Origin of the sequence: Streptomyces sp. NBC_01410 (assembly GCF_045040195.1) — a bacterium.
In the GTDB taxonomy this organism is placed as follows: Bacteria; Actinomycetota; Actinomycetes; order Streptomycetales; family Streptomycetaceae; genus Streptomyces.
Genome location: NZ_CP109530.1, coordinates 5,779,588 through 5,804,224, shown reverse-complemented (window position 1 = coordinate 5,804,224; position 24,637 = coordinate 5,779,588). Strand labels below are relative to the sequence as shown.

The following is a 24,637-nucleotide window of genomic DNA, read 5'->3' as shown; positions in this document are numbered from 1 at the left end:
CCTCGGGCCACGCCCGGCAAGGAGAATCTTGAGCCCGAGCTCGAACCGCCTGTTGTACGCCGTGCTGCTCACGGCGTCCGCAGCCGTACTCCTTGCCGGCTGCGGCGACGAGGGACGGATGAAGAGCGCGGGCGCGACCCCCACGGCGGTCGGTCCCGTACGGCTGTGGCCCGATCTGCCGCCCGTCACCGCGCCGCCCAACGACTACGGCGAGACGGACACCGAGCGCGTCCCCGGTATCAAGGTGCCGGGCGACGACGTCCGCGCACTCGACGCCGTCGCCGTCGTGCGGGCCGAGGCCGGCGCCCATCCCGATGAGGTCACCGGGGTCGACGGTCTCTACCAGGAGACCGTCCAACAGCTCGGCACCTGCGAGGAGAAGCCGAAGTCCTGCCCGGTGCTCGCGCCGTACTACCGCGATCTGACCGGCGACGGCCACGAGGAGCTGATCGTCGGCATCAAGATGCCCGAGCAGCAGACGGCGGTGCGTGTCTACATGCCCGACAAGGGCGGCCTGACCCGCGTCATGTCCACCTCCGACCAGGTCGTCAGCGTGGATCTGGCGGGCCGGGACCTGATCATGCGCTCCGTCTCGGCGGGCATCCCCGGATACGAGTACCGCACCGCCTGGTCCTGGGACGAACCGCAGCACGCCATGCTGCCCACCCGTGACGAGATCGTCCGCGTCAAGTCCTCACGCTCCCACGCGTTCGAGCGCTCGGTGGCCCCGCAGTGACACGGCCACGGCTTCCCCGCTGGACCGCGACCCTGACCTGGAAGGCCGCGGTCTTCATCACCGTGATGTGCTGCGCGCTGGCCGCGATGCTCGGCGCGCTGGTGCACGCATCGGTGACCCGGCAGATGGTGGACCAGGCCAGGGAGAAGGCGCTGGCCCGGCTGATCGAGGTCACGCGGGCATACGAGTCGGGCGAGCCCGTGCCCCGGTTCGGGGGCGTGGACCCGCCGGGGCTGCCGCCCTCGCTGCGCGCCCTCGCCGTCGGCGGGAAGCGCGGCACGATGGTGGAGAGCTACCGGGGCCGCCCCACCATGTGGGCGGCCGGCCCGGCCGACGGGCGGGCGATCGCCGTCCGCGTCGACTACACCATCAGCGCGAACACGATCACCGGCCTGGACCGGGCGATCGTCGGCTCCTCGGTGCTGGCCATCGGGGCGACGCTGCTGGTGGGCGCATTCGCCGTCACCAGGATCACGCGCCGGCTCCATCTGACGGCGCAGGTCGCGCGGAGGATCAGCGCGGGCGACCTGGACGCGCGCGTCAACGACCCGCGCACCAAGGACCCTTCGCGCCCCCAGGACGAGGTCGCGACGGTCTCCGGTGCGCTGGACACCATGGCCTCGTCCCTCCAGGGCAAGCTGCTGAGCGAGCAGCGGTTCACGGCCGACGTGGCGCACGAGTTGCGTACGCCGCTGACCGGACTGACCGCCGCGGCCGAGCTGTTGCCCGAGGGCCGTCCGACCGAGCTGGTGCGGGACCGGGTGCGGGCCATGCGCTCGCTGACCGAGGATCTGCTGGAGATCTCCCGTCTCGACGCGGGCAGCGAGACGATGGACCTGGACGTGCACGAGCTCGCGTATCTGGCCGAGCGGGTGGTGCGGGCCTCGGCCACGGACACCGAGATACGGGTCCTTCGCGACGCGACCGTGGAGACCGACAAGCGCCGGCTGGAACGGGTGCTCGGCAATCTGGTCGCCAATGCCCACAAGCACGGGAAGCCGCCGATGGTGCTGACCGTGGACGGCACTGTCGTGACGGTCGCCGACCACGGCACGGGCTATCCGGAATACATTCTCGATCACGGGCCGCAGCGCTTCCGTACGGACGGCGGCAGCAAGGGCCACGGGCTCGGACTGACCATCGCGGCCGGCCAGTCGGCGGTGATCGGCGCCGAGCTGCGCTTCTGGAACGCGCCCGGGGGCGGCGCGGTGGCCCGGCTGACGCTGCCGGAGTACGCAGGGCTCGTGGACGGTACGGACGACGCGGCCGACAACGCGGCGGAGCACGGCCGGACGGGCTGACTTCGGCCCGCCCAGCACCTGAGGAACCGGGTCCGGGACCGAGCCCCGGCTACGTTGCGAGGCATGACCGCAACGACGACGAGGCCGGCGGACGCTCCCCCGCCCGACCTGCGCCTCCCCAAGCGGCGGGGCGTCGAACTCTCGCTCCTCGTCTGCGCCGTCCTCATCTCCGTCTACGGCTACATCGACGTGGGCCTGACGAAGAACAACGCCGTCCCGCCCGACGCCGCGGGCTACGGAGCGGGCCTCGGCGTCCTGGCCCTGCTCGCCCATCTCGCCGTACGCCTGTGCGCCCCCTACGCCGATCCGCTGCTGCTGCCCATCGCGGTCCTGCTCAACGGCATCGGCCTGGTGCTCATCTACCGCCTCGACCTGGACACTCCCGGCGAGGTCGCCGCGCCCGCCCAGCTGATCTGGTCCACCGTCGGCGTCGGCCTGTTCATCGCCGCCGTCGTCCTGCTGCGCGACCACCGGGTGCTGCAGCGGTACGCCTATCTGTCGGTCGCCGCGGCGCTGGTCCTGATGATCGTGCCGATCCTCTTCCCCGCCGTGAACGGCGCCAAGATCTGGATCCGGATCGGCGGACTGTCCTTCCAGCCGGGTGAGTTCGCCAAGATCCTCCTCGCCGTCTTCTTCGCCGCGTATCTCGCCGCCAACCGCAACGCCCTGGCGTACACCGGCCGCCGGATCTGGCGGCTCCAGCTCCCCACCGGCCGGGTGCTCGGCCCGATCGTCGCGATCTGGCTGCTCAGCGTCGTCGTCCTGGTCCTCGAACGGGACCTCGGCACCTCGCTGCTCTTCTTCGGACTCTTTGTGATCATGCTGTACGTGGCGACGGGACGGACCGGCTGGATCGCCGTGGGACTGCTGCTCGCCGGGGCGGGCGCGTTCGCCGTCGGCTCGCTCGAACCGCACGTCAACAGCCGGGTCACGGACTGGCTCGACCCCTTCGCCTCCATCCAGGCCGGCCAGGGCCCCGGCCAGCTCGCCCAGTCGCTCTTCGCCTTCGCCGCGGGCGGAATGCTCGGCGAAGGCCTCGGACTCGGGCACTCCGTCCTCATCGGCTTCGCCGCCAAGTCGGACTTCATCCTGGCCACCGCGGGCGAGGAGCTCGGCCTGGTCGGCCTGACCGCGATCTTCCTGCTGTACGGGCTTCTGGTGGCCCGCGGCTACCGCGCCGGGCTCGCCCTGCGCGACCCCTTCGGCCGGCTGCTCGCCGTCGGCCTCGCCTCGATCATCGCCCTCCAGGTCTTCGTGATCGCGGGCGGCGTGATGGGCCTGATCCCGCTCACCGGTATGGCGATGCCCTTTCTGGCGCAGGGCGGTTCGTCCGTCGTCACCAACTGGATCATCGTGGCGCTGCTCATCACGGTCAGCGACTCGGCCCGCGCGCCGCACCCCGAAGCGCCCGAGCCGGGCGCACTCGCCCCGCTCCCGGACCGGGAACCGGCCCTGGACCTGGACCTGGAGGACGAACGGTGATCCGCTACATCCGGCGGGCCGCCGTCCTGTGCCTGCTGCTCCTGGCCGCGCTGCTCGTCAACGCCGCCCGGGTGCAGATCATCGAGGCCACCTCGCTCGACAAGAACCCGGCCAACCGGCGTGTGGCGATCGCCCGTTACGACGATCCGCGCGGGGACATCCTGGTCGGCGGCCGGCCCGTCACCGACTCCCGGGACTCCGGCCAGCAGCTGCGCTTCGAGCGCACCTACACCCAAGGCCCGCTGTACGCGCCCGTGACGGGCTACTCCTCGCAGACCTACGGCACCAGCCTGCTGGAGAACGCCGAGGACGGCATCCTCTCCGGCTCGGCCCCGATGCTCGCGCCGCTGCCCTTCTGGAACGACATCAGCCGCGGCGAGTCGCCCGGCGGCAGGGTCGTCACCACCATCAAGCCCTCGCTGCAGCGGGCCGCGTTCGACGGCCTGGGCGGACGGCGGGGCGCGGTCGCCGCGATCGAGCCGTCGACCGGGAAGATCCTTGCTCTGGTCAGCAGCCCCTCGTACGACCCCGCAGAGCTCTCCGGCACCGGGCCGCCGGTCAAGTCCGCGTGGGCGAGACTCAATGCGTCGGGCCATCAGCCGATGCTCAACCGGGCCATCCGGCAGACCTATCCGCCCGGCTCCGCGTTCAAGATCGTGACGGCGGCGGCGGCGCTGGACTCGGGCGTGGTCGGCGATGTCGACGAGCCGAGCGGCGCACCCGATCCCTATGTCCTGCCCGGGACCCGCACCACGCTCCCCAACGCGGCGAGGGGCTGTGGCGATGCCTCCCTCGCGTATGCCATCCAGTGGTCCTGCAACACCGTGATGGCGCATATCGGGGTCCAGGTCGGGCTGGCCGGAATGCTGGACACGGCGGGCAGGTTCGGCTTCAACGACCCGTCGCTGAGGATTCCCTCGGGCGTCGCCACGTCCAATTTCGACCGCCGGATGAGCGTCGACCAGGTGGCGCTCTCCTCGATCGGGCAGTTCGACACCACGGCGACTCCGCTCCAGATGGCGATGGTCTCGGCGGCGGTCGCCAACGGCGGGGATCTCAAACGCCCCTATCTCGTGGACCGGGTGACCCGCTCGAACGGCCACACGCTCGCGCAGAACACCCCGGTCTCGTACCACCAGGCGATGAGCCCGTCGACGGCCCAGCAGCTCCAGGAGCTGATGATCAGGGCCGTCGAGGAGGGCACCGGCGAGAACGCCGCGATCGACGGGGCGAGGGTGGGCGGCAAGACCGGCACGGCACAGCACGGGCTCGACAACTCCGCCACGCCGTATGCCTGGTTCATCTCCTGGGCGCAGGCGCGGGACGCGATCCGTCCGGCGGTCGCAGTGGCGGTGGTGGTCGAGGACGCGTCCGAAGTACGCGGTGAGATCAGCGGCGGGGGCAGCGCGGCGCCGATCGCCCGGGCCGTGATGGAGGCGGCGCTGAGAGACTGACCGGATGGTGGTGGAACAGGCGCTGGAGCGGATCGGGCGGCTCGATCCCGGGCTGAGCGCGTTCGTCGAGGTCTGGCCCGAGCGGGCGCTCGCGCACCCTGCGGATCACCGACTCCCCCTGTCCGGTGTGCCGTTCGCGGTGAAGGGGCCGTCCGGAATCCGCTCGTACGCGGCCCGGCGGCTGATCGCGGCGGGTGCGGTGCCGGTCGGCTCGACGTCGGTGCCGGGCCCCGGCACGTACTGGCAGACGTGGGGTCTCGGCGCCCACGGCCGCACACGCAACCCGTGGCGCGCGGACCGTACGCCGGGCGGTTCGTCGGCGGGTTCGGCGGTGGCCGTCGCGGCGGGGATGGTCCCGCTGGCCACGGGAAGCGACGGGGCGGGTTCGGTACGGATCCCGGCGGCGTGGTGCGGGGTGTTCGGCCTGAAGACGACGAACGGGCTGCTGCCGTCGCCGGACCGCACGGGCCTGGCCTCGGCGGGTGTGCTGACCCGCTCGGCGGCGGACGCGCGGGCCTATCTGAGGTGTGTCCTGGACGGCTACGAGACGGTCCGGGTGCCCCTGCCGCTCCGGGCGCGCTGGTCACCGGACCTGGGGTACGCCGAGACCGACCCGGAGGTGGAGTCGGTCGCCCGGTCGGCGGTGGACCGGCTGGCGTCGGCAGATGTCGTACGTATCGACAGCCGCCCCTTCGCCCTGCTCGATCCGAAGGACGCCTGGCAGTCGACCCGGCGCGGGGAGCCCGTGGCCGCCGCCGACGTGCGGGCGGAGAACGACCGCCGCCTGGCCGGACTGTTCGCGGACACGGACCTGCTCCTCACCCCGGCGACCCCGAACCGCCCGCACGGCCACGACGGCCCTGGCGAGCTCTACTCCACGGCCCTGACCTGGGCGTTCAACCTGAGCGGCCATCCGGCGGCCAGCATCCCGGCAGGCTTCACGAGCGACGGCTGCCCGGTGGGCCTGCAACTGGTGACGGCCCGCGGCACGGACATCTCGCTCCTCGAAATGGCGGTGGCGGCGGAGAGACACACGGCCTAAGTCCCCTGCGCGCCCTGTGCGATCGCCTTCTCGACCTCCGAGACCCGGGCCTGCTCCTCCACGGCGAAGCGTTCACGGTCGAGCTGTTCGGCGATCTCCTCGTCCTGGGACATCAGGAGGTCGAGGTTGGCGTCACCCAGCTCGAAGACGCCCATGTCCAGATAGGCCTGCTGCAGCCGCTCGCCCCACAGCCCGATGTCCTTGACGCACGGAACGATCCGGCTGAACAGCAGCTTGCGGAACAGCTGCAGGTATTCCGACTGCTCGGAGAGCTCGTGGGCCTCCTGCCTGGGGATGCCGAAGTTCTCCAGCACCTCCACCCCGCTGAGCCGGTCGCGCATCAGATAGCAGCCCTCGATCACGAACTCCTCGCGCTCGCGCAGCTCCGCGTCACTGAGTTCCTTGTAGTAGTCCCGCAGCGCCATCCGCCCGAAGGCGACATGCCGGGCCTCGTCCTGCATGACGTACGCGAGGATCTGCTTGGGCAGCGGCTTGTCGGTGGTGTCCCGCAGCAGGCCGAACGCCGCCAGCGCGAGGCCTTCGATGAGGACCTGCATGCCCAGATACGGCATGTCCCAGCGGGAGTCGCGCAGGGTGTCGCCGAGCAGTTCCTGGAGGTTGTCGTTGACCGGGTAGAGCATCCCGATCTTCTCGTGCAGGAACCGGCCGTAGATCTCGGCGTGCCGGGCCTCGTCCATGGTCTGGGTGGCCGAGTAGAACTTCGCGTCCAGGTCGGGGACCGACTCGACGATCCGCGCGGCGCACACCATCGCGCCCTGCTCGCCGTGCAGGAACTGGCTGAACTGCCAGGACGTGTAGTGCTTGCGCAGCTCACCCTTGTCCTTCTCGGTCATCTTCGCCCAGTGGCGGGAGCCGTAGAGGGTGAGGGCCTCGTCGGGCGTGCCGAGCGCGTCGCAGGGATCGACCTCCAGGTCCCAGTCGATGCGCTTGGCGCCGTCCCACTGCTTGTCCTTGCCCTTCTGGTAGAGCGCGAGGAGCCGGTCGCGGCCGTCCTCGTACTCCCAGCTGAAACGGGCGGCGCCGGAGGCCGGGACCTGCCAGTGGAGGGTTTCGGGGGCGTGTGTGTAGCGGTCGTACGTCGACACCGGCGACTCCTTCGCCTCATATCCCGTATACCGAAGGCCACTTGGCAGGCTCACACGTTGGTAGACGAAGAGTCAACAAGTCGTACGCAAGGGATTGACGGGCTTACTGACAGGGAGTCTCATAATGGCCATGACGACAGTGCCCGAACAGGACATCCGGCTGCTCCGCGACGCACTCGGCCCGCTCCGCGACCGCGAGCAGGTCGCCGAGCGCCTGCTCGAGTCTTCCGCCAAGCACTCCTTCGACCCCGACAAGGAACTCGACTGGGACGCCCCGGTCGAGGAGGGCAAGTGGTTCTGGCCACCTGAGCTGCTCTCCCTCTACGACACCCCGCTGTGGCACAAGATGTCCGAGAAGCAGCGCTTCGACCTGGCCCGGCACGAGTCCGCGGCGCTCGCCTCGCTCGGCATCTGGTTCGAGATCATCCTGATGCAGCTGCTGGTGCGGCACATCTACGACAAGCCCGTGACCAGCAACCACGTGCGGTACGCGCTCACCGAGATCGCCGACGAGTGCCGGCACTCGATGATGTTCGCCAGGATGATCCAGAAGGGCGGGACACCGGCGTATCCCCCGCCGCGGATCTACCACAATCTGGGGCGCGTCCTGAAGACGATCTCGACCACGCCCGGTTCCTTCGCGGCGACACTGCTCGGCGAGGAGATCCTCGACTGGATGCAGCGGCTGACCTTCCCCGACGAGCGCGTCCAGACCCTGACGCGCGGGGTGACCCGGATCCACGTGGTGGAGGAGGCACGCCATGTCCGGTACGCCCGCGAGGAGTTGCGCCGCCAGATGGTGACCGCGCCGCGCTGGGAGCAGGAGTTGACCCGGCTCAGCTGCGGGGAGGCGGCGCGGGTCTTCTCCATCTGCTTCGTGAATCCGCAGGTGTACACGAACATCGGCCTCGACCGGCGCGAGGCGGTCGCCCAGGTCCGCGCGAGCGGACACCGGCGAGAGGTGATGCAGTCGGGCGCCAAGCGGCTGACGGACTTCCTCGACGACATCGGCGTCCTGCGGGGGCCGGGGCGGCGGCTGTGGAAGCGCTCAGGACTCCTCGCCTGATCCCGCGCAGGGCATACGCTGCGAGCATGACCAGTCCCGCTCCAGCGACCCGTGCCTACCGGCGGCTCAGCGTCGAGGAGCGCCGCAGACAGCTCCTCGCGGCCGCGCTCACCCTCTTCGCGCACCAGCCGCCGGACGAGATATCCCTCGACGACGTGGCCGAGGCGGCGGGGGTCTCGCGGCCCCTCGTCTACCGCTACTTCCCCGGCGGCAAGCAGCAGTTGTACGAAACGGCGCTGCGGTCCGCCGCGGACCAGCTGGAACTGTGCTTCACGGAGCCGCCCACGGGCCCGCCGACCGAGCGGGTCGCCCGGGTGCTGGACCGCTATCTCGTCTTCGTCGACGAGCACGACGCCGGATTCAGCGCGCTGCTGCGCGGCGGAAGCGTCGCCGAGACGTCCCGTACGAGCGCGATCGTCGACGAGGTGCGGCGGGCCGCGGCCGAACAGATCCTCGTCCACATCGGCGCGGACCGGCCGGGACCGCGGCTGCGGATGATGGTGCGCACCTGGATCGCGGCGGTCGAGGCGGCGTCGCTGATCTGGCTGGACGAGGGGAAGCAGCCGTCGGCGGCCGAGCTGCGGGACTGGCTGCTTGACCACCTCATCGCACTGCTCGCGGCGACGGCGGCGACGGATCCGCAGACGGCGGAGGCGGTCGCCGAACTGGTGGCACTGGAGACGCCGTCGGGGGCGGTGGGGACGCTGGCGGGGCGGGTGGGGGTGGTCGTGGGCGAGGCGGGGGCTGTGGGGTAGGGGGTGCGGGTGCGGGTGCCGCTGCGCGGGGCTTGTTCCCCTACCCGCCCCTTCCCGAACTGGGGCTCCGCCCCAGACCCCGCGCCTCAATCGCCGGCGGGGCTGAAGTGTGCGGCTCGGCCGCACACTTCAGCCCGTCCGGCGATTGAGGACACGCGCGAAGCGCGTACGGGGGTCTGGGGGCCTGCCCCCAGTTCGGGAAGGGGCGGGGTGGGGTGAAGCCCGCCGCAGGCGCCCCTCCCGCGACGTCACAGGTCGTGACCCAGCCCCGGGCCCACCGGAACCTCCACCCACCCCGTGTCCACCACCCCCGCAAACGCGCTCCGCGCCAGCGGCTCCGCATCCACCAGTAGTGGACCCACCAGATCCGCCGGCACCGTCGCATGCGGAAGCGCCGCGGCCAGATGCGCCGCGGCCAGCGACGCGACGCCCAGTTCCGGCATCGTGCCGATCTTCACCGCGAGGCCCGCGGACTCCGCCACCGCCGCGACCTGCCGGGCCCGGTGGAGCCCGCCGACCTTGAGGATCTTGATGTTGAGGACATCCGCGGCGCCACGGCGGACGATCTCCAGCGCGTCGTGCGGCGACTGCATGCTCTCGTCGGCCATCACCCGCACCCCGCCACCGCCACGCAGCGCCGCCATACCGGTCAAGTCCCAGCGCGGCAGGGGCTGTTCGACCAGATCGAGGCCCGCGTCGGCGAGCCGGGCCACGGTCCTGGCGGCCGTGCCGGGGTCGTAGCCCTCGTTCGCGTCGAGGGACAGTTCGACGGAGTCGGGCACGGACTCGCGTACGGACTGGACCAGCCCCACATCCAGATCCGGGTCCTCGCCGCCCTTGACCTTGATGTGGGTGAAGCCCTTCGCCGCGTACGCGGTCGCCTCCTCCACCATCTCCTCGACGGTGCCGAGTCCGACGACCCAGGTGGTGGGGACGCGCGGGCGCACGCAGCCGCCGAGCAGCAGATGGACGGGCCAGCCCGCCGCCCGCGCCGCGAGGTCGTGCAGTGCGATGTCCAGGGCCGCCTTGGCGAGATGCTGGCCGCGGATCGCGGCATCCATCGCGGTGTGCGCTCCGGCCAGATCGCGGGGGTCGCGGCCGATGAGTGCGGGGGCGGCGTGTTCGGTGAGGGCGGCCTCGAGACCGGCGAGGGTCTCTCCGGTGTAGGCGGTCATGGGGGATGCCTCGCCGAAGCCGGACTCGCCGTCGGCGGTGCGTACTTCGACGACCAGGCTGATCAGTTCGGGGCTGGTTCCGCTGCTGATGACGAAGGGGCGCCGGTACGGTGCCCTGACGACGCGCGTGTGGACCGAGGCGATCTTCAAGCACGGCTCCTTCGAGTTACGGCCCGGACCGTAAAGGGGCGGGCGCGTGTGGGGGCTCAGAGGCGTACGCGGTAGACGATGGGCGGGCGGCCGGTCTGGCCCTCTTGCCGGCTGCCCGTCGGCACGGCGACCCCCGCCCGCTCCAGGCGTTTGAGGATGCGGCGGGCCGTGCGCTGCTGGACGTCGAGGTGTTCGGCGACGCGGAGGGCGGTGATGCCCTCGTCAGCGTCCTGCGCGGCCAGTTCGCGCAGCCGGTCGAGTGTTGTGGCGTTCAGTCCGACACGGCGGGCGAGCGTGACCGTGCTCTCCGGGCCGGGGACCGACGCCCCGGAGGACCGTTCCGCGTCGATCACGATGTCGACGTCGTCGGTCATCGAGACGACCCCGGCGACCGGGCCCACCGAGCGGGCCCGGTTGACCGCGCGCCTGGCGAGCGATTCGGCCTCCGCGGCGGTGCGGCCGAGTCCGAAGCCGACGTGCGCGGCGCCGTGCCGGGCGGCGAGATCGCTGAGGAAGGGCAGGCGGGTGAACTTCTCGCTGACCTCCTCCAGCACGCCCCGGGTGGTGACGACCAGCCGCTCCCCGTGCGGCAGATCGGCGAGGCTGCCGCCCAGTACCCGCAGGTCGGCGGCGAGTTCGCTGTCGGCGGCCGGCAGGTCGACGATGCCGAGCGCGACCTGGGCGTCTCCGCTGTGCGCGCCCGCGGTGGCGAGGACGAGGGCCTGGAGCGTGGAACGTATGGAGTGCCGGGAGGGTGCCAGCCGTACGGCGTGCATCTCGTGGTCGAGCAGGTGGAAGGCCGAGCCGAGACAGGTCAGGGCGACCCTGGTCTGTTTCTTGTCGCGGGCGGTGAGATGGAACTCCGCCAGGTCCTGCGAGGTCAGCCCGGGCCGGTAGGGCAGCACATGCACATGCTCGGTGGGCAGCTTGGCCTCGGTGAGCGTCTCCATGACCTCGCTGCGCCGCAGCGTGTCGATGGAGATCCGGGAGACGTCGTGGCCCAGCCGGAGCAGTTCGACGAGCGCCCGCAGCAGGGTCGCGCCGTTGTACGGGACATACATGGCGGGCCGGTCCAGCAGACCGGCGGCCGACGCGAGGGTGTGCGGTACGACGCCGGTGAACAGCAGCGCGTCCACGTCGGCCTGCGCCCGCGCGACCACGTCGAGGGTCTCGTCCTCGTGGCGGTACGGGAGCGGCACAAGACGGTCGGCCCCTGACGAGCCGCCGACCGCGACCACCTTGGGCACAAGGTCCTCGGGACCGATCACGCCGACCGTGAGAGCCATCGGCCGGTCTCCGTTCTTCTGGAGTGGTTCTGCGGTACTTCTGGACGGGGTTGACGCCCGGCAACCGCGGTTCTAATTTCGGCCCAGGCCATAACCGCATGCTTGCGGAGAGGATAGTGCCCCGATGCCCGAACGGGAAATGCCACTGCCCACAGTTCTCGACGCCCGCGGCCGCACCTTCGGCGAGGAGGAACGGGCAGCGGTTCTGCGCGTGCTGGACTCCACCGTCCTGTGCAGCGCCTTCGGCAGTGAAGCACGCTCACTCGAAGCCGAGATGAGCGGGATGTACTCCCGCGCGCACACGGTCGCCTGCAGTTCGGGGACGGCCGCGCTGCATCTGGCGGTCGCCGCGGCCGGGGTCGGCCCGGGCGACGAGGTCGTCACCACCCCGATCTCGGACTTCGGCACGGTCGCGCCCGTACTGGCGCAGGGGGCACGGGTGGTGTTCGCCGACGTACGCGCCGAGGACGGCAACCTCGACCCCGCAGCGGTCGAAGCCGCCGTCACGCCGCGCACCAAGGCCGTCATCGCCGTGCATCTCTTCGGCGGCGCGGCGGACATCGACGCCCTGCGCGCGGTGTGCGACCGGCACGGACTCGTACTGATCGAGGACTGCGCCCAGGCCTGGCTCGGCGAGGACGCCGGCGGCCGGCTGCTCGGCACCGTGGGAGACATCGCCTGCTTCAGCCTTCAGCAGTACAAGCACATCACCGCGGGCGACGGCGGCCTCGCCCTCACCGACGACCCGGCACTCGCCCGCCATATGCGGCTGTTCATGGACAAGGGCTGGGACCGCGCCGAGGGCCGCATCCACCGGGAGCCCGGCCTCAACTACCGGATGCCCGAGCTCGTCGCGGCGGTCGCCCGCGCCCAGCTCACGAAGGTCGCGGACGTCGTACGCGTACGGCGGGAGCGCGCGGAGCAGCTGGCCGCAGCGATCGCCGGCATCCCGGGCGTCGAGATGCCCACGCGCCGCGCGGGGCACGCCTGGTGGGTGGTGCCGCTGCTGGTCGACGACAACGCCCGCTGGGCCAAGAAGCTCCAGGCGGCGGGCATTCCCGCACTGCCCGGCTATCTGGAGCGCCCGCTGTACGCCAACCCGGCACTGCCCGGATATCCACCGGGCCTGTGTCCCCGTGCGGAGCGGCTGATCGACCGTACGCTGCTGGTGCTCCAGTGGAACGAGGGGTACTCGGAGGACGACGTGGACCGGATCGCCCGTGCCCTGGCCGACGGGGAAGACCGATGAGCGCCTACGAGTGGCTGCGTCCGTCGGCCGAGGAGTTCATCGGCTGGGACGTGGACGTGCTGTACGGGCCGTGGCCTCGGCACCACCGCGACATCGGGCTGGCGGAGGTACGCGAGCGCCTGGGCCGTTCGCCCGTCGCCTGTGGGCTGGCCCTGTCGACGCGCGGCCCGCTCTTCGACGACGGCGAAGGCAACGCCGAGACGGTGCGCGACCTCGCCGACTGCCCGGAGCTGCTTCCGGTCGGCACGATCGACGTACGGGACGCGCTGACCGCGGAGGCCCGCCTGGACGAACTGGCCGCGGCCGGAGTGCGGTTCCTGCGGCTGTTCACGATCGAGCAGATGGCCGAGCCCGGCTTCCCCGGCTACCGCCGGGTCGTCTCGCTCGCCCTGGAACGCGGCCTGACACTCCTCCACGACGGCGACCCCCGCCGCTTCGGCCCGCCGCTCATGGGCCTCGGCGCCGATGTCCTCTTTCTCGACCTGCACGCCTATCTGCTGGCCGACTTCCTGCTGATGGCCCGCGAGGAGCCCGGATTCCGGGCCACCACCCGGATGCTGTCGGGACCCGACTCCATCGAGCGCGTGGTGGAGACGGTGGGCCCCCGCCATCTCGTCTTCGGCTCGCGCACCCCGTTCATGGACATCTCGCCGCAGACGCTGCGGCTGCGGTACGCGGACATCACGGACGACGACCGCGCCGCGATCTCTACGAAGAACGTCGAGGAGCTGCTGGCCTGATGCCGATCATCGATGTGCACGCCCATGTGGGCCGCTGGCAGTTCCACCTCACCGCCGGTGACGCGGAGAACAATCTGCGGCAGATGGACCGCTACGGCATCGACCTGCAGCTGGTCTCCGCGTCGGAGGCGGTCGTGTACGACGCGGTCGGCGGCAACGCGGCACTGAGCAAGGTGCTCGCGCAGCAGCCGCGGCTGTACGGATACGCCGTGGTGAACCCCAACCGGCCCGAGGAGAGCGCGGCGGATCTGCGGCGCTGCCTGGACACGGGGCGGTTCGTCGGGGCGAAGATCCACACGCACTATCCGGGACAGCTGCCCGGGGCGCGGGCGATGGCGGAGGCGTTCGACGTGGTCGCGGAGGCGGGCGTACCGCTGCTGCTGCACACCTGGGGCGACGAGGTCACCCTCCTGCCGGAACTACTGGCGTCCCGCCCGGGCCTGCGCGTCATCATGGGCCACGCGGGCGGCGACGCGTGGCGCGAGGCGGCGCATGCGGCCGCGTCCTGCGACCGCCTCTACCTGGAGCACTGCCGCACGGCGACGGACGCGGGCCGCATCGCCTACGCGCGGGAGGCGGGGGTCCCGGTGGAACGCCTGCTCTTCGGCACGGACGCGACGCTGATCGATCCGTGCGTGGCGTTGGGGGTGGTGCGGGACGCGGGGTTCTCTGCGGAGGAGCTGGAGAGGGTGCTGTGGGGGAACGCGGTGAGGTTGTTCGGGTTGCCTGCGGCGCTCTCCCCTACCCGCCCCTTCCCGTAACTGGGGCTCCGCCCCGGACCCCGCTCCTCAAACTCCCCCAGACTTCGTCCGGGGGGACCCCCAAGGGGCTGAATTATTCAGCCCGTCCGGCGTTTGAGGACACGCGCGAAGCGCGTACGGGGGTCTGGGGGCTTGCCCCCAGTTCGGGAAGGGGCGGGTCGGGGAACAGGCCCCGCGCAGCGGCACCCGCGCCTAGTCGGGCTCCTTCACCAGCCCCTCCAGGCACCGCACCACCGCATCCCTCTCCCCCACCGGGAGTTCCGGCCCGTACGGATCGTGAGCGGCATCCTCAGGGATCAACCCCTCCCACACCCCCGCCCACAGCATCCGCTGCACATACCCCTCGATCGGATCCCGGAACGTCGCCTCCGCGAAGCGGTCCAGCCGACCGGACGCCCGCACAAACGCCCCGTAGTCCCCCGCGTTCCACGCCTCGATCACCGCCCCCGTCAGCGACACCCTCGCCGCCGCGATGCCCACCAGTGCCGAGTCCGCGCCCCACATCAGGGACGGGCCGAACATCCGGTCCTCGCCGGTGATGGCGAGCTTCCCGCTCGACCGCGCCGCGCGGATCGCGTCCTGGCAGGCCATCGCGCGGTCCAGCGTGGCGAGTTTGACCCCGGCTGCCGACGGGAGGGCGAGCAGCCGGCGGATGAGGTCGGGCGGGTAGGGGTAGCCGCCCGCCTCGCCGTGGAGGAAGAAGCCGAGCACCGGCAGCCCGCACTCCTCGGCGACGCGCTCGTGGAGACGTACCGCCTCCCCCTCCCCGGCCGGCCGGGAGGCGAACTGCGCCAGCGGGTAGACCATGACCGCGTCCGCGCCGAGGTCTGCCGCCTGGACCGACATGGCGACGGTGGCGTCCCAGGCCTCCCGCAAGTTGCTCGCGCGGGCCGATCGTGGCACCCCCGCACCTGCCACGATCGGCCCTTGGACCGCCTCCCGCCAGGTGCGCAGCACCTGAAGGCGGTCGGGCTCGGAGAGGTGGAGGCCGCGGCCGGTGTGTGCCCAGACGGCCACGCCGCCGATCCGCTCGGCCGCGATCCGCTCCGCGTACCCGCGCAGTGCGCCGAAGTCCACGACCCCGCCGCGGTCCATGGGCGTGGCCACCGCGGGCAGTACGGTGCCGCGCAGCCGCCGCACCAGGTCCTCCGTCGCGGAGGTGGGCGTCGCGGTCATGGGCGATCTCTCCCGTCTGTTGCGGTCGTTGGCGACACGCTAGCCTTTACGGCCCGGACCGTAAAGGAGCGTCCCATGCGTCTCGGCCTGTACGTCAATCTCTACGCGGACGCGGCAGACCGGCCGCGTCTGGCCGATGCCGTGGAGCAGGTGCGGCTGGCCGAGGAGGCCGGATTCGACTGGGTGGTGCTCGGCGAGCGGCATCTGCACCGGCCCGGTTATCACGAGGCGCTCACCTCATTGGCGTATCTCGCCGCGCACACCGAGCGGATCGGCCTCGCCACGGCCGGACTGATCGCGCCGGTCTACCAGCCGGTGTGGCTCGCCGAGACGCTCGCGCACATCGATGTGCTGTCGGGCGGGCGGCTCACGGCCGGTTTCGTCCTGGGCTACCGGCCGGAGGAGTTCACGCTGTTCGGCACCCAGCCGCGCGAGCGCGTGTCCCGTTTCGAGGAGTGCCTGGAGCTGGTCACCCGGCTGTGGACCGAGGACAAGGTCACCCACCACGGCCGCTGGACCTCGGTGGAGGATGCCTTTCTCTCGCCGCGCCCGGTGCAGTCCCCGCGGCCGAAGATCTGGAACGGCGGCCGGGTCTCCGCGGCCCTGGAGCGTACGGCCCGGACGTGCGACGGCTGGACGACCTCCTTCAACGAGCTCGACTCCGAACTGCCGGGAAAGATTGAGGAGTACCGCTCCTTCCCGCGCGGCGCCGCGAGTCTGGGCGCCGAGGTCATCGTCTGCCGCGAGGGCTACGCCGCCGCCACCTCGCAGCAGGCACGAGGCGCGCTGGAGGCCCCGCTGCGCGGTCTGTACGACGCCTACGGCGACTGGAAGCGCACCTCGGCCGACGCGGCCCGCTACGCCCAGCAGTGGGACGACATCGAGGCACGCTCGGTGATCGGTTCGGTCGACAGGTGCGTCGAGCGGCTGGGGGCGTACGGCGAGATGGGCGCCGACGGGGTGGTGCTGCGCATCCAGCCGCCCGGCATGCCGCAGGCGGACGCCCTGAGCGCCATCGAGACGTTCGGCACAAAGGTGCTGCCCCGGCTGGGCGGCTGAACCTCAGGACTTGAGGCCGCTGGTGGCGATGGAGTCCGTCAGATAGCGCTGAAGCAGCCCGAACACGAGCAGGCAGGGAACCACGGTGATGGTCGCCCCCGCCATGATCTGGTTGATCGTCACGTCCTCGCCCGCGAGCGTGGCGAGGCCGACGGTGAGCGTGCGCATCTGAGTGGACTGGCCGATGACGAGCGGCCACAGGAAGTCGTTCCAGTGCCAGAGAAAGACGAAGACGCCCAGCGTCGCGAGGATCGGCCGGATCAGCGGGATGACGATGGTGGTGTAGATACGCCATTCGGAGGCGCCGTCGATCTTCGCGGCCTCGAAGAGCTCGTCGGGCAGCTGGTACATGAACTGCCGCATCAGGAACACGGCCTGGGAGTTGGCCAGGGTCGGCACGATCAGGCCCCAGTAGGTGTCCACACCGCCCATCTTCGAGACCAGGATGTAGTACGGGATGAGGGTCGCCTGGAAGGGCACCATCAAGGTCGCCAGGAACGCCCAGAAAAGCACCTCGCGCCCGGGAAACCGCTTCTTGGCGAAGGCGTATCCGGCCATCGAGGAGAACAGCAGGATGAGCACGACCGAAACGAGCGAGTAGATCAGTGAGTTGAGCGCCCAGCGCGTGATGTCCGCGCCCGCCAGGACGTCGGAGAAGTTCTGCCAGGTCGCCCGGGTGATGTCGAAGGCCCCGGGCAGCGTCTGGCCGCCGGGCGGGGCGAAGGCGACCAGCACCATGACCGCGAAGGGTGTGACGGTCACGAAAGCGACGAGGATCAGCAGTACGGGCAGTCTCAGCCGGCCTCCCATCAGTCCGCCTCTCTGCCGATGAGCCGGCGCTGGATGAGCGAGAAGACCAGGACGACGAGGAAGAGCATCAGGCCGACCGCGCTGGCGTAGCCGAAGTCGAAGTACTTGAAGCCGGAGTCGTAGAGGAAGTAGACGAGCGAATAGCTGGCCCTGACGGGTCCGCCGGCCGTCATCACGTACATCGCGTCGAAGACCTGGAAGGCCTGGATCGCCTCGATGACGAGGACGAAGAAGAGCACGGGCCGCAGCATCGGCAGGGTCACGAAGCGGAAGCGCTGCCAGGCGCTCGCGCCGTCGACGGTGGCGGCCTCGGTGACCTCGCGCGGGATGGACTGGAGTCCGGCGAGCAGGATCAGCATGGTGTAGCCGAAGCCCTTCCAGGCGGAGGTGGCCGCGATGGAGGGCAGGACGAGCGACTCGTCGCCGAGGAAGTCGACCGGGCCGAGGGAGAGCGCGCCGAGTGCGGCGTTCAGCAGCCCGTCGTCGACCTCGTAGATCCACTTCCAGATGACGGCGGCCAGCACGATGCTGGTGACGTACGGCAGGAAGAAGACGCCGCGGAAGAAGCCCCGCAGCCAGATGGTGCGATGCAGCAGGACGGCCGTGCCGAGGGCGAGCAGCACCGTCATGGGGACGTAGACGGCGGTGTAGAAGGCGGTGACGCCCAGGCTCTCCCAGAACAGGTTGTCGCCGAACAGCCGCGTGTAGTTCTCGGCCCCGATGAACTGCCATTCGCCGCTCAGCCGGTAGTCGGTGAGCGAGAGGAAGGCGGCGCCCAGGGTCGGTCCGAAGCGGAAGACGATGAACAGCACCAGCATCGGGGCGACGAACGCGAGGCCCACCAGGGCCTCGCGCCGCCGCCCCTGACGCCGGCCCGGCCGGCGCGCGGCGGACTCGTGCGTCGCCGTCTTGCGCGTGGCCGCCCCGTCAGGGGCTGTCCCGTCCGGGTCTGTCTCGTCCGGAACCGCCTCGTCTGTGACCGCCTCGCTCAACGCTGTCGCGCCAGCAGGTCGTCGGCCGCCTTGGCCGCGTCGTCCAGCGCGTCCTTGGGACTCTTCTTGCCCAGCAGCGCCGCCTGGATCTCCGGTGCGAGCAGGCCCATCAGCTGGCGGGCGACGGGATTGGGCTCACCGGGACTGACGTCGGCCAGCGCGGCCTGGTACTGCTTCGCGTACGGAGAGGCGTTCGGCACGCTCACGTCCGTACGGGGTGAGAAGTAGCCGCTGGCCTTGCCGAGGGACTTGATCTGCTCCGGCGCTGTCATGAAGGCGAGGAACTTCTCCGCGCCCGCCGTGTTCTTGGACTTGGCGTTGACGCTGAGCGCGCCGGGGATGCCGAAGGCGACCTCCCGGGCGGGGCCCTTCAGCGGCGCACCCACGACGACGTTCTCGTTGCCCCAGGTCTTGGCGGCCAGTTCCGCGTCGGCGAGGACGACGGAGAAGCCCATGGCGGCCTGCTGCTTGCCCAGTGCCTGGTCGGCCAGCAGGTTGGTGTTCGTCATCGACGACTTGGGGACCGAGCCCGCCTTGTAGAGGTCGGTCAGGAAGGTGAGCGCTTCGACGCCCTCAGGGCTGTTGAAGGCGACCTTCTTGCCGTCCTTGGCGAAGACGGTGCCGCCCGCCTGCCACAGCAGCGGATAGAAGTTGAGGTTCAGCGAGGCCTCGTTGCTGGCGGAGTAGTCGAGGAGGGCCACGCCCTTCTGCTTGAGCTTGGGAGCCGCGGCCTTGATCTCGTCCCAGGTGGCGGGCGGTGTGGTGATACCGGCCTGGGTCAGCAGCTTCTTGTTGTAGACGGTGGTCGTGATGGTCTGGTAGATCGGCGCACCATAGATCTTGCCGTCCTGCTTCATCGCGTCCATCGTCGCGGGCAGGAACTTTCCGGCGCTGTCCTTGAGCGCCCCGTCCACCGGCCTGATGGCGCCGTTGGCGGAGAACTGGGGAATCTGGTCCGGCGTCAGCAGGACGACGTCCGGGCCCTTTCCGCCGCCGAACGCGGTGGCGATCTTCTGGTCGCGGTTGTCCCACGGCTGCTGCTCGACGGTGAGCGAGGTGCCCGGTGCCGCCTTCTCGAAGGCCTTCTCGATGCCGTCCCAGTAGGCCGCACTGGCCTTCGGGTCGGCGATCACCGGATACATCCAGACGGTGACCTTCTTCGAGTCCGAGCCCGCGTCGCCGTCCCCGCATGCGGAGAGCGAGGCGGCGAGCATGAACAGTGCGAGAGGTGCGGTGGCGCGCTTGAAGCCTGTCTTCATGGGGGCCTCCGGAAGGCCTGATGAGAAGGGAGCACGGAGCCCGGCTGTTTCGGCCTGGGCCGAAACTAGTCTCGGGGGATTTGACCTGTCAATGAGTCAGTAACGGGGAACCACCCGGAACAGCTCGGGTCCACGGTTCAAAGAGAAGCTGCCGTCACTGTGGACACACAGCCGCCTGTGCACGAAGCCCACCACGAGCGCCGGTTCATCGTCCTCCGCGTAGGGATCGACCCGGTAGATCAATGCGTTGTCCACGCTCACGTACAGCCTTTCCCGGGAGATCACGATGGACCCCGCCGCGCTTCTGCTGCCCAACCTGTACTGGCGCACCACCTGTTGACTGCCGAGATCGACCGCGAAGAGCGTGTGCCCGGCGAGGCCCCACAGCCTGTTGTCGGGGCCGATCGCCACGGCGCTGACCGACCGCTCCGTGGGGACGGGCTCCAACTCCCAGAGTTTTTCGCCCGCTTGCATGTCCCAGGCGAACACCGCGCCCGACTCCCGGGTGTACTCGGTGGTGCTGAGCCCTCCGGTGATCGACGCCCCTCCGTAGACCACACCCTCGTGCGCGGTCAGACAGAACACGGACTGGTCCTCGACCACATGCCGGACGAACCGGTAGGTCCCGGCCGCCGGGTCGTGGATCGCGAGCCCGCCGCCGAGCCGGTCGCCCTCGGGGACCGTGCCCACGACGATCTTCCCGTCGGCCTCCACCAGGCATCTGGCACGCATCTGGAGATGCGGCGCGAGGTTGAGGACCGGTTCGGGGTTGACGGGCGTGCCGGGCGGGCCGCCCGGCGAGTACTCGGGGCTGTTCCAGGGCCGGTCGGGCCGGTAGCGGTAGAGCCTGGCCTCGGGATAGAGACCGAGCCACACGGAACCGTCGGAGGCGGGCAGGATGCACTCCGTCTGTCCGAAACGGTGGAATTCCGTGGCGCCGGTGGCGATGTTCACCGAGGCCAGACCGCCATTGAGGAAGCCGCCCGCATAGAGGGTCCCGCCGTCGCCCGCGGCGAGCGCGAGGATCTCGATCGGGCTCTTGGTGATCCCCGTGTCCGTGATCGCGTACGCGCCGGTGGCCGGGTTGTAGCGGAACATCTCGCCGCGCGAGAGCGTGCCCACGACGCTGGGGCCCGGCCAGTCGTCGAGCAGCAGCTCGGCCCAGCCGAACGAGCGGACGCTCTGCATCTTGCCGGTGAAGGTGAGACCGGTGCTGCTGAGCTGCCGGGTGGCCGGGTCGTAGCGGTGCAGTTCGCCGTACTGGACGAGATGGATGCCGCCGCCGGGGTCGGGCGGGGCGACCGTCAGGCCGTGTGCGCCGGGGATCTCGTCGGTCCAGGCGCGCGCCTGGAGGTCGTAGACGAAGAGCGGTCCCGGCAGGTCGGAGCCGATGCGGGCGTACAGCCGTCCGTCGTGGGCGTCGAGGTCGTAGACGGCCCTTCCCACGGCGGACTCCAGGCTCGGGGGCATCGGGAGTTCGGTGACGGACCCGGTCGCCGGGTCCAGTTCGGCGATGTGGGCGGCCGCGTACGAACCGGAGTAGACCTTGCCGCCGGCGCAGGCGATGCTCCGTACGTACGTCTGACCCGCGACGACCTGCCCGAAGTCGGTGTACTCCTTGGCCGCCGGGTCGAAGCGGAACACCTTTCCCCCGGGGAAGGTGCCGCCCCAGATCGCGCCGTCCTCGTCGCAGGCCAGCGACCAGACGAAGGACTCCCCGTCGAGCGGCTGCCCGAGATCCTCGGCCTCGTCGCCCGCGCCGGGCCGCCAGCGGTACAGATGCGCGTTGCTGTACGTCCCCGCGTAGACGCCGTCGGGCGCGGCGGTGAGGGCCCAGGCGCCGTCCGCGTCGGCGAGCGGCACGCTGACCAGCTGTTCGCCGGTGGCCGGGTCGACGGCGGTGAGACAGGCGGGCCTGCCCGTGGACACATTCCACAGGGCCGGTCTGCCGCCGGGTCCCGGTGCGACCGTGCCGCCCAGAAGCAGGACGTCGGCGAGCGGTACACCCAGCGGTTCGGGTTCACGCATCAGCGTCTCCCGGGCCGGCGCGGTCTCACAGGAGTAACACCTCCGGCCCAAAGGGGGGTTATGGCAGTAGCCGAAAGTGATACGCCACTGCCCCTGAGGCGTCAACGGTGCCTGCCCGGCGGGCCCCGTGCTGCACTCCAACGGGTGCATGCCACGCCGCGGCGCGCCCGGTGACCGCGACGGACGGGCCCTGCGTGAGACTGGCCCGTGTGAGAAGCGAGAACACCCCCTTCGAGGGCGGGCCGCTGGACGGGCGCGTCCTGCCGGTGCTGACCGGGCCGACCGGCCATCCCCCGAAGTGGTACAAGGTCCCCGTCCCGAACGACGACGGCACGCCGCCGACCGTGTACGCCTACCGGCGCGTCCCCTCCGGCTACACCAAGCGGCTCGGCCTCCAGCGCGGCTGGAAGTACGAGTACGCGCCGGGGGGTGTCGAGCGGCGCACACTCAAGTGGCCCTGGTCGAAGCCGAACAGCGCGCCATAAGATCACTGGACTGTCCGTCAGGGGGGATGCTCGCCATGGAGCCGCTTCAGCAGGACGATCCGCGCCGGATCGGCCCCTACACCGCGCTGGCGCGCTTCGGGGAGTCGGCGGTCTGCGTCCGCTATGTCGCGTACGGGCCGGACGGCGCGGTCTCGGTCGTCTCCGTGGCCAGGCCCGAACTCGCCGCGCTGACGGCCTTCCGGACCCGCTTCCGCTCGGAGACGCGCAGGACGGAACGGCTCGCAGGCGGCTGGGTGGCACCCATCGAGTCCCGTACGGACGGGGATCCGCTGTGGACGGCGAGCCCCTACGTCCCGGCGCTGAGCCTGCGTGAGGCGATCGCCCTCGGCGGTCCGCTGCCGGAGCGGGCGCTGCGGACCCTGGGCGCGGGGCTGGCGGAAACCCTGTCGCGGGTGCACGCGGGCGGGGCCGTGCTGCACGGTCTCGCGCCCGACACCGTGCTGCTTGCCGCGGACGGGCCGCGGCTGACGGCCTTCGGAGCCCTGGGCGCGGCGGCCGTCGCCGAGGCGCGTCCGGACGGGCAACTGACCGTCAGGCTCGGCTATCTGACCCCGGAACAGGCAGCGGGTTCGAAGCCCGGACCGGCCTCCGACATCTTCGTACTCGGTCTGCTGCTGGCGTACGCGGCTACGGGCACGACCCCGCTGGGCGACGCGGACCGGATCGCGCACGCCGAGCCGGAACTGGACGGCGTGCCCGCTGAGCTGCGTCCGCTGGTGGCGAGCTGCCTGGCCAAGCTCCCGGAGGACCGCCCGTCGGCGGGCACGGTGGCGGCGGAACTGGCCCTGGAGGGCGCGGCGGCCCTGGCCCGGGACGGCTGGCTTCCGCCGGGCCTGGTCCAGGCGGTGGAGTCGCAGGCGGCGGAGGTCGAGTCCCTGCGGTCGGGCGGCGAGCCGGGGCAGACGGGCCCCGGGCCGACGGATGCGATCCCCCAGCAGCATCCGGGCGGGAGCCAGGACCCGGTGGGCGCACCCGAGGGCGGACAGCTCGTCACCGGCGGCGACACCCTCGTCGTCCGTGGGCGGGGGGCCGACCGGGCGACGGCTGCCCTGGGGGTGCCCAGCGCCCGGACCGCACCGGTCGTTCCCGGCGCGCCTGCGGCCGCCCCGGCCCTGCCCGCCGTACCCCTGCCGGTGCCAGCACCGGCACTGCCACCCGCGTCCCCGCCACCGCCCGCCGGGCCCGATCGGCGTGCGCTGCTCGTCGGGATCGCCGCCGGGGTCGCCGGTGTCGCGCTCGGCGGCGCCGGTGTCTACGCCCTCGGTGACGATGCGTCAAAGTCCGCCCCCAAACCGGCCCCCACTCCCCCGCGCACCCGCGTCGCCGGAGTGCCGCCCGAGCCCGTATGGCGTTACGAGCACCCCGGCAAGGAGGACGACGCGCCGCCGAACGCCACCGTCTCGGGCGACCGGGTGCTGGTCCTGACCGGCGGCGACCAGGCCGTCGGCGTGGATGTGCGCACCGGACGCCGGCTCTGGCAGCTCGCGGAGGCCGCCTCGCCCTCCCGTGCAGTACCCGTGGACGCCGAGCTCTGTTTCGTCGACGGCGAGTCCGAGTTCCTCTGGATCTCCGTACGGGACGGCCGGATCAAGCACCGGGTCGCCAAGACCACCCTCCTGGGCCCGGGCGAGGCCCTGACCGTCGGGAGCGTCACGGGCTGGGACGGCAGCACGCTCTGGATGACCGGGCACATCAAGAAGGGCGCCGCGACCACCGCGCACTTCCTCGCGTACGACCTGGTCGCACGCACCTGGCAGTGGCGCACGCAGATCACCAAGGGGCAGCCGCCCGCGATCCCGCGGTACGACCTGATCGCCGTCCGCGCCGCCGACATCGTCGTACGTCAGGACGCGGCGTCCCTGACCCCCGTACAGCGCAGGGCGTCCAAGGGCGCGTCCGTGCTGCTCACCTTCGACCGCAAGACGGGCAGGCAGCGGCAGACGCTCGCGCTCCCGGGCATCGGGCCCACCGCGGCCCTGACCGGCGATGCGGCGGAGAAGGTCTTCACCGCGTCGGCGGGCGAGCTGCACGCGTACGCCGGCAGCGGCGGGAAGCGGCTGTGGCGGCTGGCCGCGGCCGCCCTCGCCCCCGGTGAGACCGGGGTCTTCCCCTTCGGGAAGGGGGTCCTGCGAGGCTCGACGCTCTATGTCGCCAACCGCCATCAGGAGGTGTGCGCCGTCGACACGGCAACGGGCCGCGCCCTGTGGCGGCGCTCCACCGAGGCGCCGGTCTGGGGCAGCGTCCCGGCGACCGCGCTCAGCGCGAGCGGCGGCACGGTGCTCGCGGGCGACGGCGTCCAGCTCACCGCGTTCGCCGGGCGCGACGGCAGGCGGCTGTGGAAGTTCCAGGAGGCGGGTGCGAGCGACGTCCCTGGCGGACCGCGCTATGTGCCGCTGCAGGGCGGCGGCCGGATGCTCGTCGTCCAGCGGGAGCGGACCTTCTACGCGCTGCCGGTGGACTGACACGCCGGAGGCGGGCCGTACTCCCTCTCGACGAGTGACCGC

At 71.3% G+C, this 24,637-nt stretch carries 21 protein-coding genes; 13 read left to right on the top strand and 8 right to left on the bottom strand.

All coding sequences use genetic code 11. The annotated features are described in order from the left end of the window. Nucleotides 1-28: 28 nt before the first annotated feature. The 5 genes from OG741_RS26860 to OG741_RS26840 all read left to right on the top strand — a co-directional run bounded on the left by OG741_RS26860 (nt 29) and on the right by OG741_RS26840 (nt 6,015). The gene (locus OG741_RS26860; RefSeq protein ID WP_405602031.1) at nt 29-736 is read left to right on the top strand and encodes a hypothetical protein; all 708 of its coding nucleotides are present in this window, start codon (nt 29-31) and stop codon (nt 734-736) included. After that, nucleotides 733-2,037: an ATP-binding protein gene (locus tag OG741_RS26855; RefSeq protein ID WP_405602029.1), complete on the top strand. Its 1,305-nt coding sequence runs from the start codon at nt 733-735 to the stop codon at nt 2,035-2,037. Before OG741_RS26860 ends, OG741_RS26855 begins: the two co-directional genes overlap by 4 nt. A gap of 63 nt (nt 2,038-2,100) precedes the next feature. Then, entirely contained in the window at nt 2,101-3,519 is a 1,419-nt protein-coding gene (locus OG741_RS26850; RefSeq protein ID WP_405602027.1) for an FtsW/RodA/SpoVE family cell cycle protein, read from the top strand. After that, the gene (locus OG741_RS26845) at nt 3,516-4,973 is read left to right on the top strand and encodes a penicillin-binding transpeptidase domain-containing protein (RefSeq protein ID WP_405602025.1); all 1,458 of its coding nucleotides are present in this window, start codon (nt 3,516-3,518) and stop codon (nt 4,971-4,973) included. The genes OG741_RS26850 and OG741_RS26845 overlap by 4 nt, the downstream gene beginning before the upstream one ends. A 4-nt stretch (nt 4,974-4,977) precedes the next feature. Next, entirely contained in the window at nt 4,978-6,015 is a 1,038-nt protein-coding gene (locus OG741_RS26840; protein WP_405602023.1) for an amidase, read from the top strand. On the opposite strand, the gene OG741_RS26835 is transcribed toward OG741_RS26840, so the two are convergent. Beyond that, nucleotides 6,012-7,121 carry a ferritin-like domain-containing protein gene (locus tag OG741_RS26835; RefSeq protein WP_405602020.1) on the bottom strand — a complete coding sequence of 370 codons (1,110 nt, stop codon included), beginning with the start codon at nt 7,119-7,121 and terminating at the stop codon, nt 6,012-6,014. The two genes, OG741_RS26840 and OG741_RS26835, sit on opposite strands and share 4 nt — an antisense overlap. A gap of 130 nt (nt 7,122-7,251) precedes the next feature. On the opposite strand from OG741_RS26835, the gene OG741_RS26830 reads away from it, so the two are divergent. Then, on the top strand, nt 7,252-8,187 hold the full coding sequence (locus tag OG741_RS26830; RefSeq protein ID WP_405602017.1) for a diiron oxygenase: 936 nt from the start codon (nt 7,252-7,254) through the stop codon (nt 8,185-8,187). Between the two features lie 26 nt (nt 8,188-8,213). Next, nucleotides 8,214-8,942: a TetR/AcrR family transcriptional regulator gene (locus OG741_RS26825; protein ID WP_405602015.1), complete on the top strand. Its 729-nt coding sequence runs from the start codon at nt 8,214-8,216 to the stop codon at nt 8,940-8,942. A 248-nt stretch (nt 8,943-9,190) separates the two neighbouring features. On the opposite strand, the gene OG741_RS26820 is transcribed toward OG741_RS26825, so the two are convergent. Both OG741_RS26820 and OG741_RS26815 read right to left on the bottom strand, forming a co-directional pair. Next, entirely contained in the window at nt 9,191-10,267 is a 1,077-nt protein-coding gene (locus OG741_RS26820; RefSeq protein ID WP_405602013.1) for a mandelate racemase/muconate lactonizing enzyme family protein, read from the bottom strand. 56 nt (nt 10,268-10,323) lie between these two features. Beyond that, entirely contained in the window at nt 10,324-11,553 is a 1,230-nt protein-coding gene (locus OG741_RS26815; protein WP_405602011.1) for a helix-turn-helix domain-containing protein, read from the bottom strand. 124 nt (nt 11,554-11,677) lie between these two features. Here OG741_RS26815 and OG741_RS26810 point away from each other — a divergent pair, with 124 nt between their 5' ends. The 3 genes from OG741_RS26810 to OG741_RS26800 are packed head-to-tail and all read left to right on the top strand — an operon-like array spanning nt 11,678 to nt 14,303. Then, nucleotides 11,678-12,802 carry a DegT/DnrJ/EryC1/StrS family aminotransferase gene (locus OG741_RS26810; protein WP_405602009.1) on the top strand — a complete coding sequence of 375 codons (1,125 nt, stop codon included), beginning with the start codon at nt 11,678-11,680 and terminating at the stop codon, nt 12,800-12,802. Continuing rightward, a complete protein-coding gene (locus OG741_RS26805; RefSeq protein ID WP_405602007.1) occupies nt 12,799-13,542 on the top strand; it encodes a hypothetical protein in 744 nt (247 codons plus the stop codon). Before OG741_RS26810 ends, OG741_RS26805 begins: the two co-directional genes overlap by 4 nt. Then, nucleotides 13,542-14,303, top strand: a complete 762-nt coding sequence (locus OG741_RS26800) for an amidohydrolase family protein (RefSeq protein ID WP_405602005.1) — start codon at nt 13,542-13,544, stop codon at nt 14,301-14,303. The genes OG741_RS26805 and OG741_RS26800 overlap by 1 nt, the downstream gene beginning before the upstream one ends. 192 nt (nt 14,304-14,495) lie before the next feature. On the opposite strand, the gene OG741_RS26795 is transcribed toward OG741_RS26800, so the two are convergent. After that, on the bottom strand, nt 14,496-15,479 hold the full coding sequence (locus OG741_RS26795; RefSeq protein ID WP_405602002.1) for a dihydrodipicolinate synthase family protein: 984 nt from the start codon (nt 15,477-15,479) through the stop codon (nt 14,496-14,498). A gap of 75 nt (nt 15,480-15,554) precedes the next feature. Between OG741_RS26795 and OG741_RS26790 the strand changes: the two genes are divergently transcribed. Next, nucleotides 15,555-16,538 carry an LLM class flavin-dependent oxidoreductase gene (locus OG741_RS26790; protein ID WP_405602000.1) on the top strand — a complete coding sequence of 328 codons (984 nt, stop codon included), beginning with the start codon at nt 15,555-15,557 and terminating at the stop codon, nt 16,536-16,538. Between the two features lie 3 nt (nt 16,539-16,541). Here the strand turns inward: OG741_RS26790 and OG741_RS26785 are convergent, their stop codons facing one another. From OG741_RS26785 to OG741_RS26770, 4 genes are all read right to left on the bottom strand, one after another. Continuing rightward, entirely contained in the window at nt 16,542-17,348 is an 807-nt protein-coding gene (locus OG741_RS26785; RefSeq protein ID WP_405601997.1) for a carbohydrate ABC transporter permease, read from the bottom strand. Beyond that, nucleotides 17,348-18,340 carry a carbohydrate ABC transporter permease gene (locus OG741_RS26780; protein WP_405601995.1) on the bottom strand — a complete coding sequence of 331 codons (993 nt, stop codon included), beginning with the start codon at nt 18,338-18,340 and terminating at the stop codon, nt 17,348-17,350. Before OG741_RS26780 ends, OG741_RS26785 begins: the two co-directional genes overlap by 1 nt. Further along, nucleotides 18,337-19,599: an ABC transporter substrate-binding protein gene (locus OG741_RS26775; RefSeq protein ID WP_405601992.1), complete on the bottom strand. Its 1,263-nt coding sequence runs from the start codon at nt 19,597-19,599 to the stop codon at nt 18,337-18,339. Before OG741_RS26775 ends, OG741_RS26780 begins: the two co-directional genes overlap by 4 nt. 96 nt (nt 19,600-19,695) lie before the next feature. Beyond that, nucleotides 19,696-21,627, bottom strand: a complete 1,932-nt coding sequence (locus tag OG741_RS26770; RefSeq protein WP_405601989.1) for a hypothetical protein — start codon at nt 21,625-21,627, stop codon at nt 19,696-19,698. Nucleotides 21,628-21,836: 209 nt separating this feature from the next. On the opposite strand from OG741_RS26770, the gene OG741_RS26765 reads away from it, so the two are divergent. After that, the gene (locus tag OG741_RS26765; protein ID WP_405601987.1) at nt 21,837-22,112 is read left to right on the top strand and encodes a hypothetical protein; all 276 of its coding nucleotides are present in this window, start codon (nt 21,837-21,839) and stop codon (nt 22,110-22,112) included. A 35-nt stretch (nt 22,113-22,147) separates the two neighbouring features. Beyond that, a complete protein-coding gene (locus OG741_RS26760) occupies nt 22,148-24,595 on the top strand; it encodes a PQQ-binding-like beta-propeller repeat protein (RefSeq protein ID WP_405601984.1) in 2,448 nt (815 codons plus the stop codon). Nucleotides 24,596-24,637: the final 42 nt, after the last annotated feature.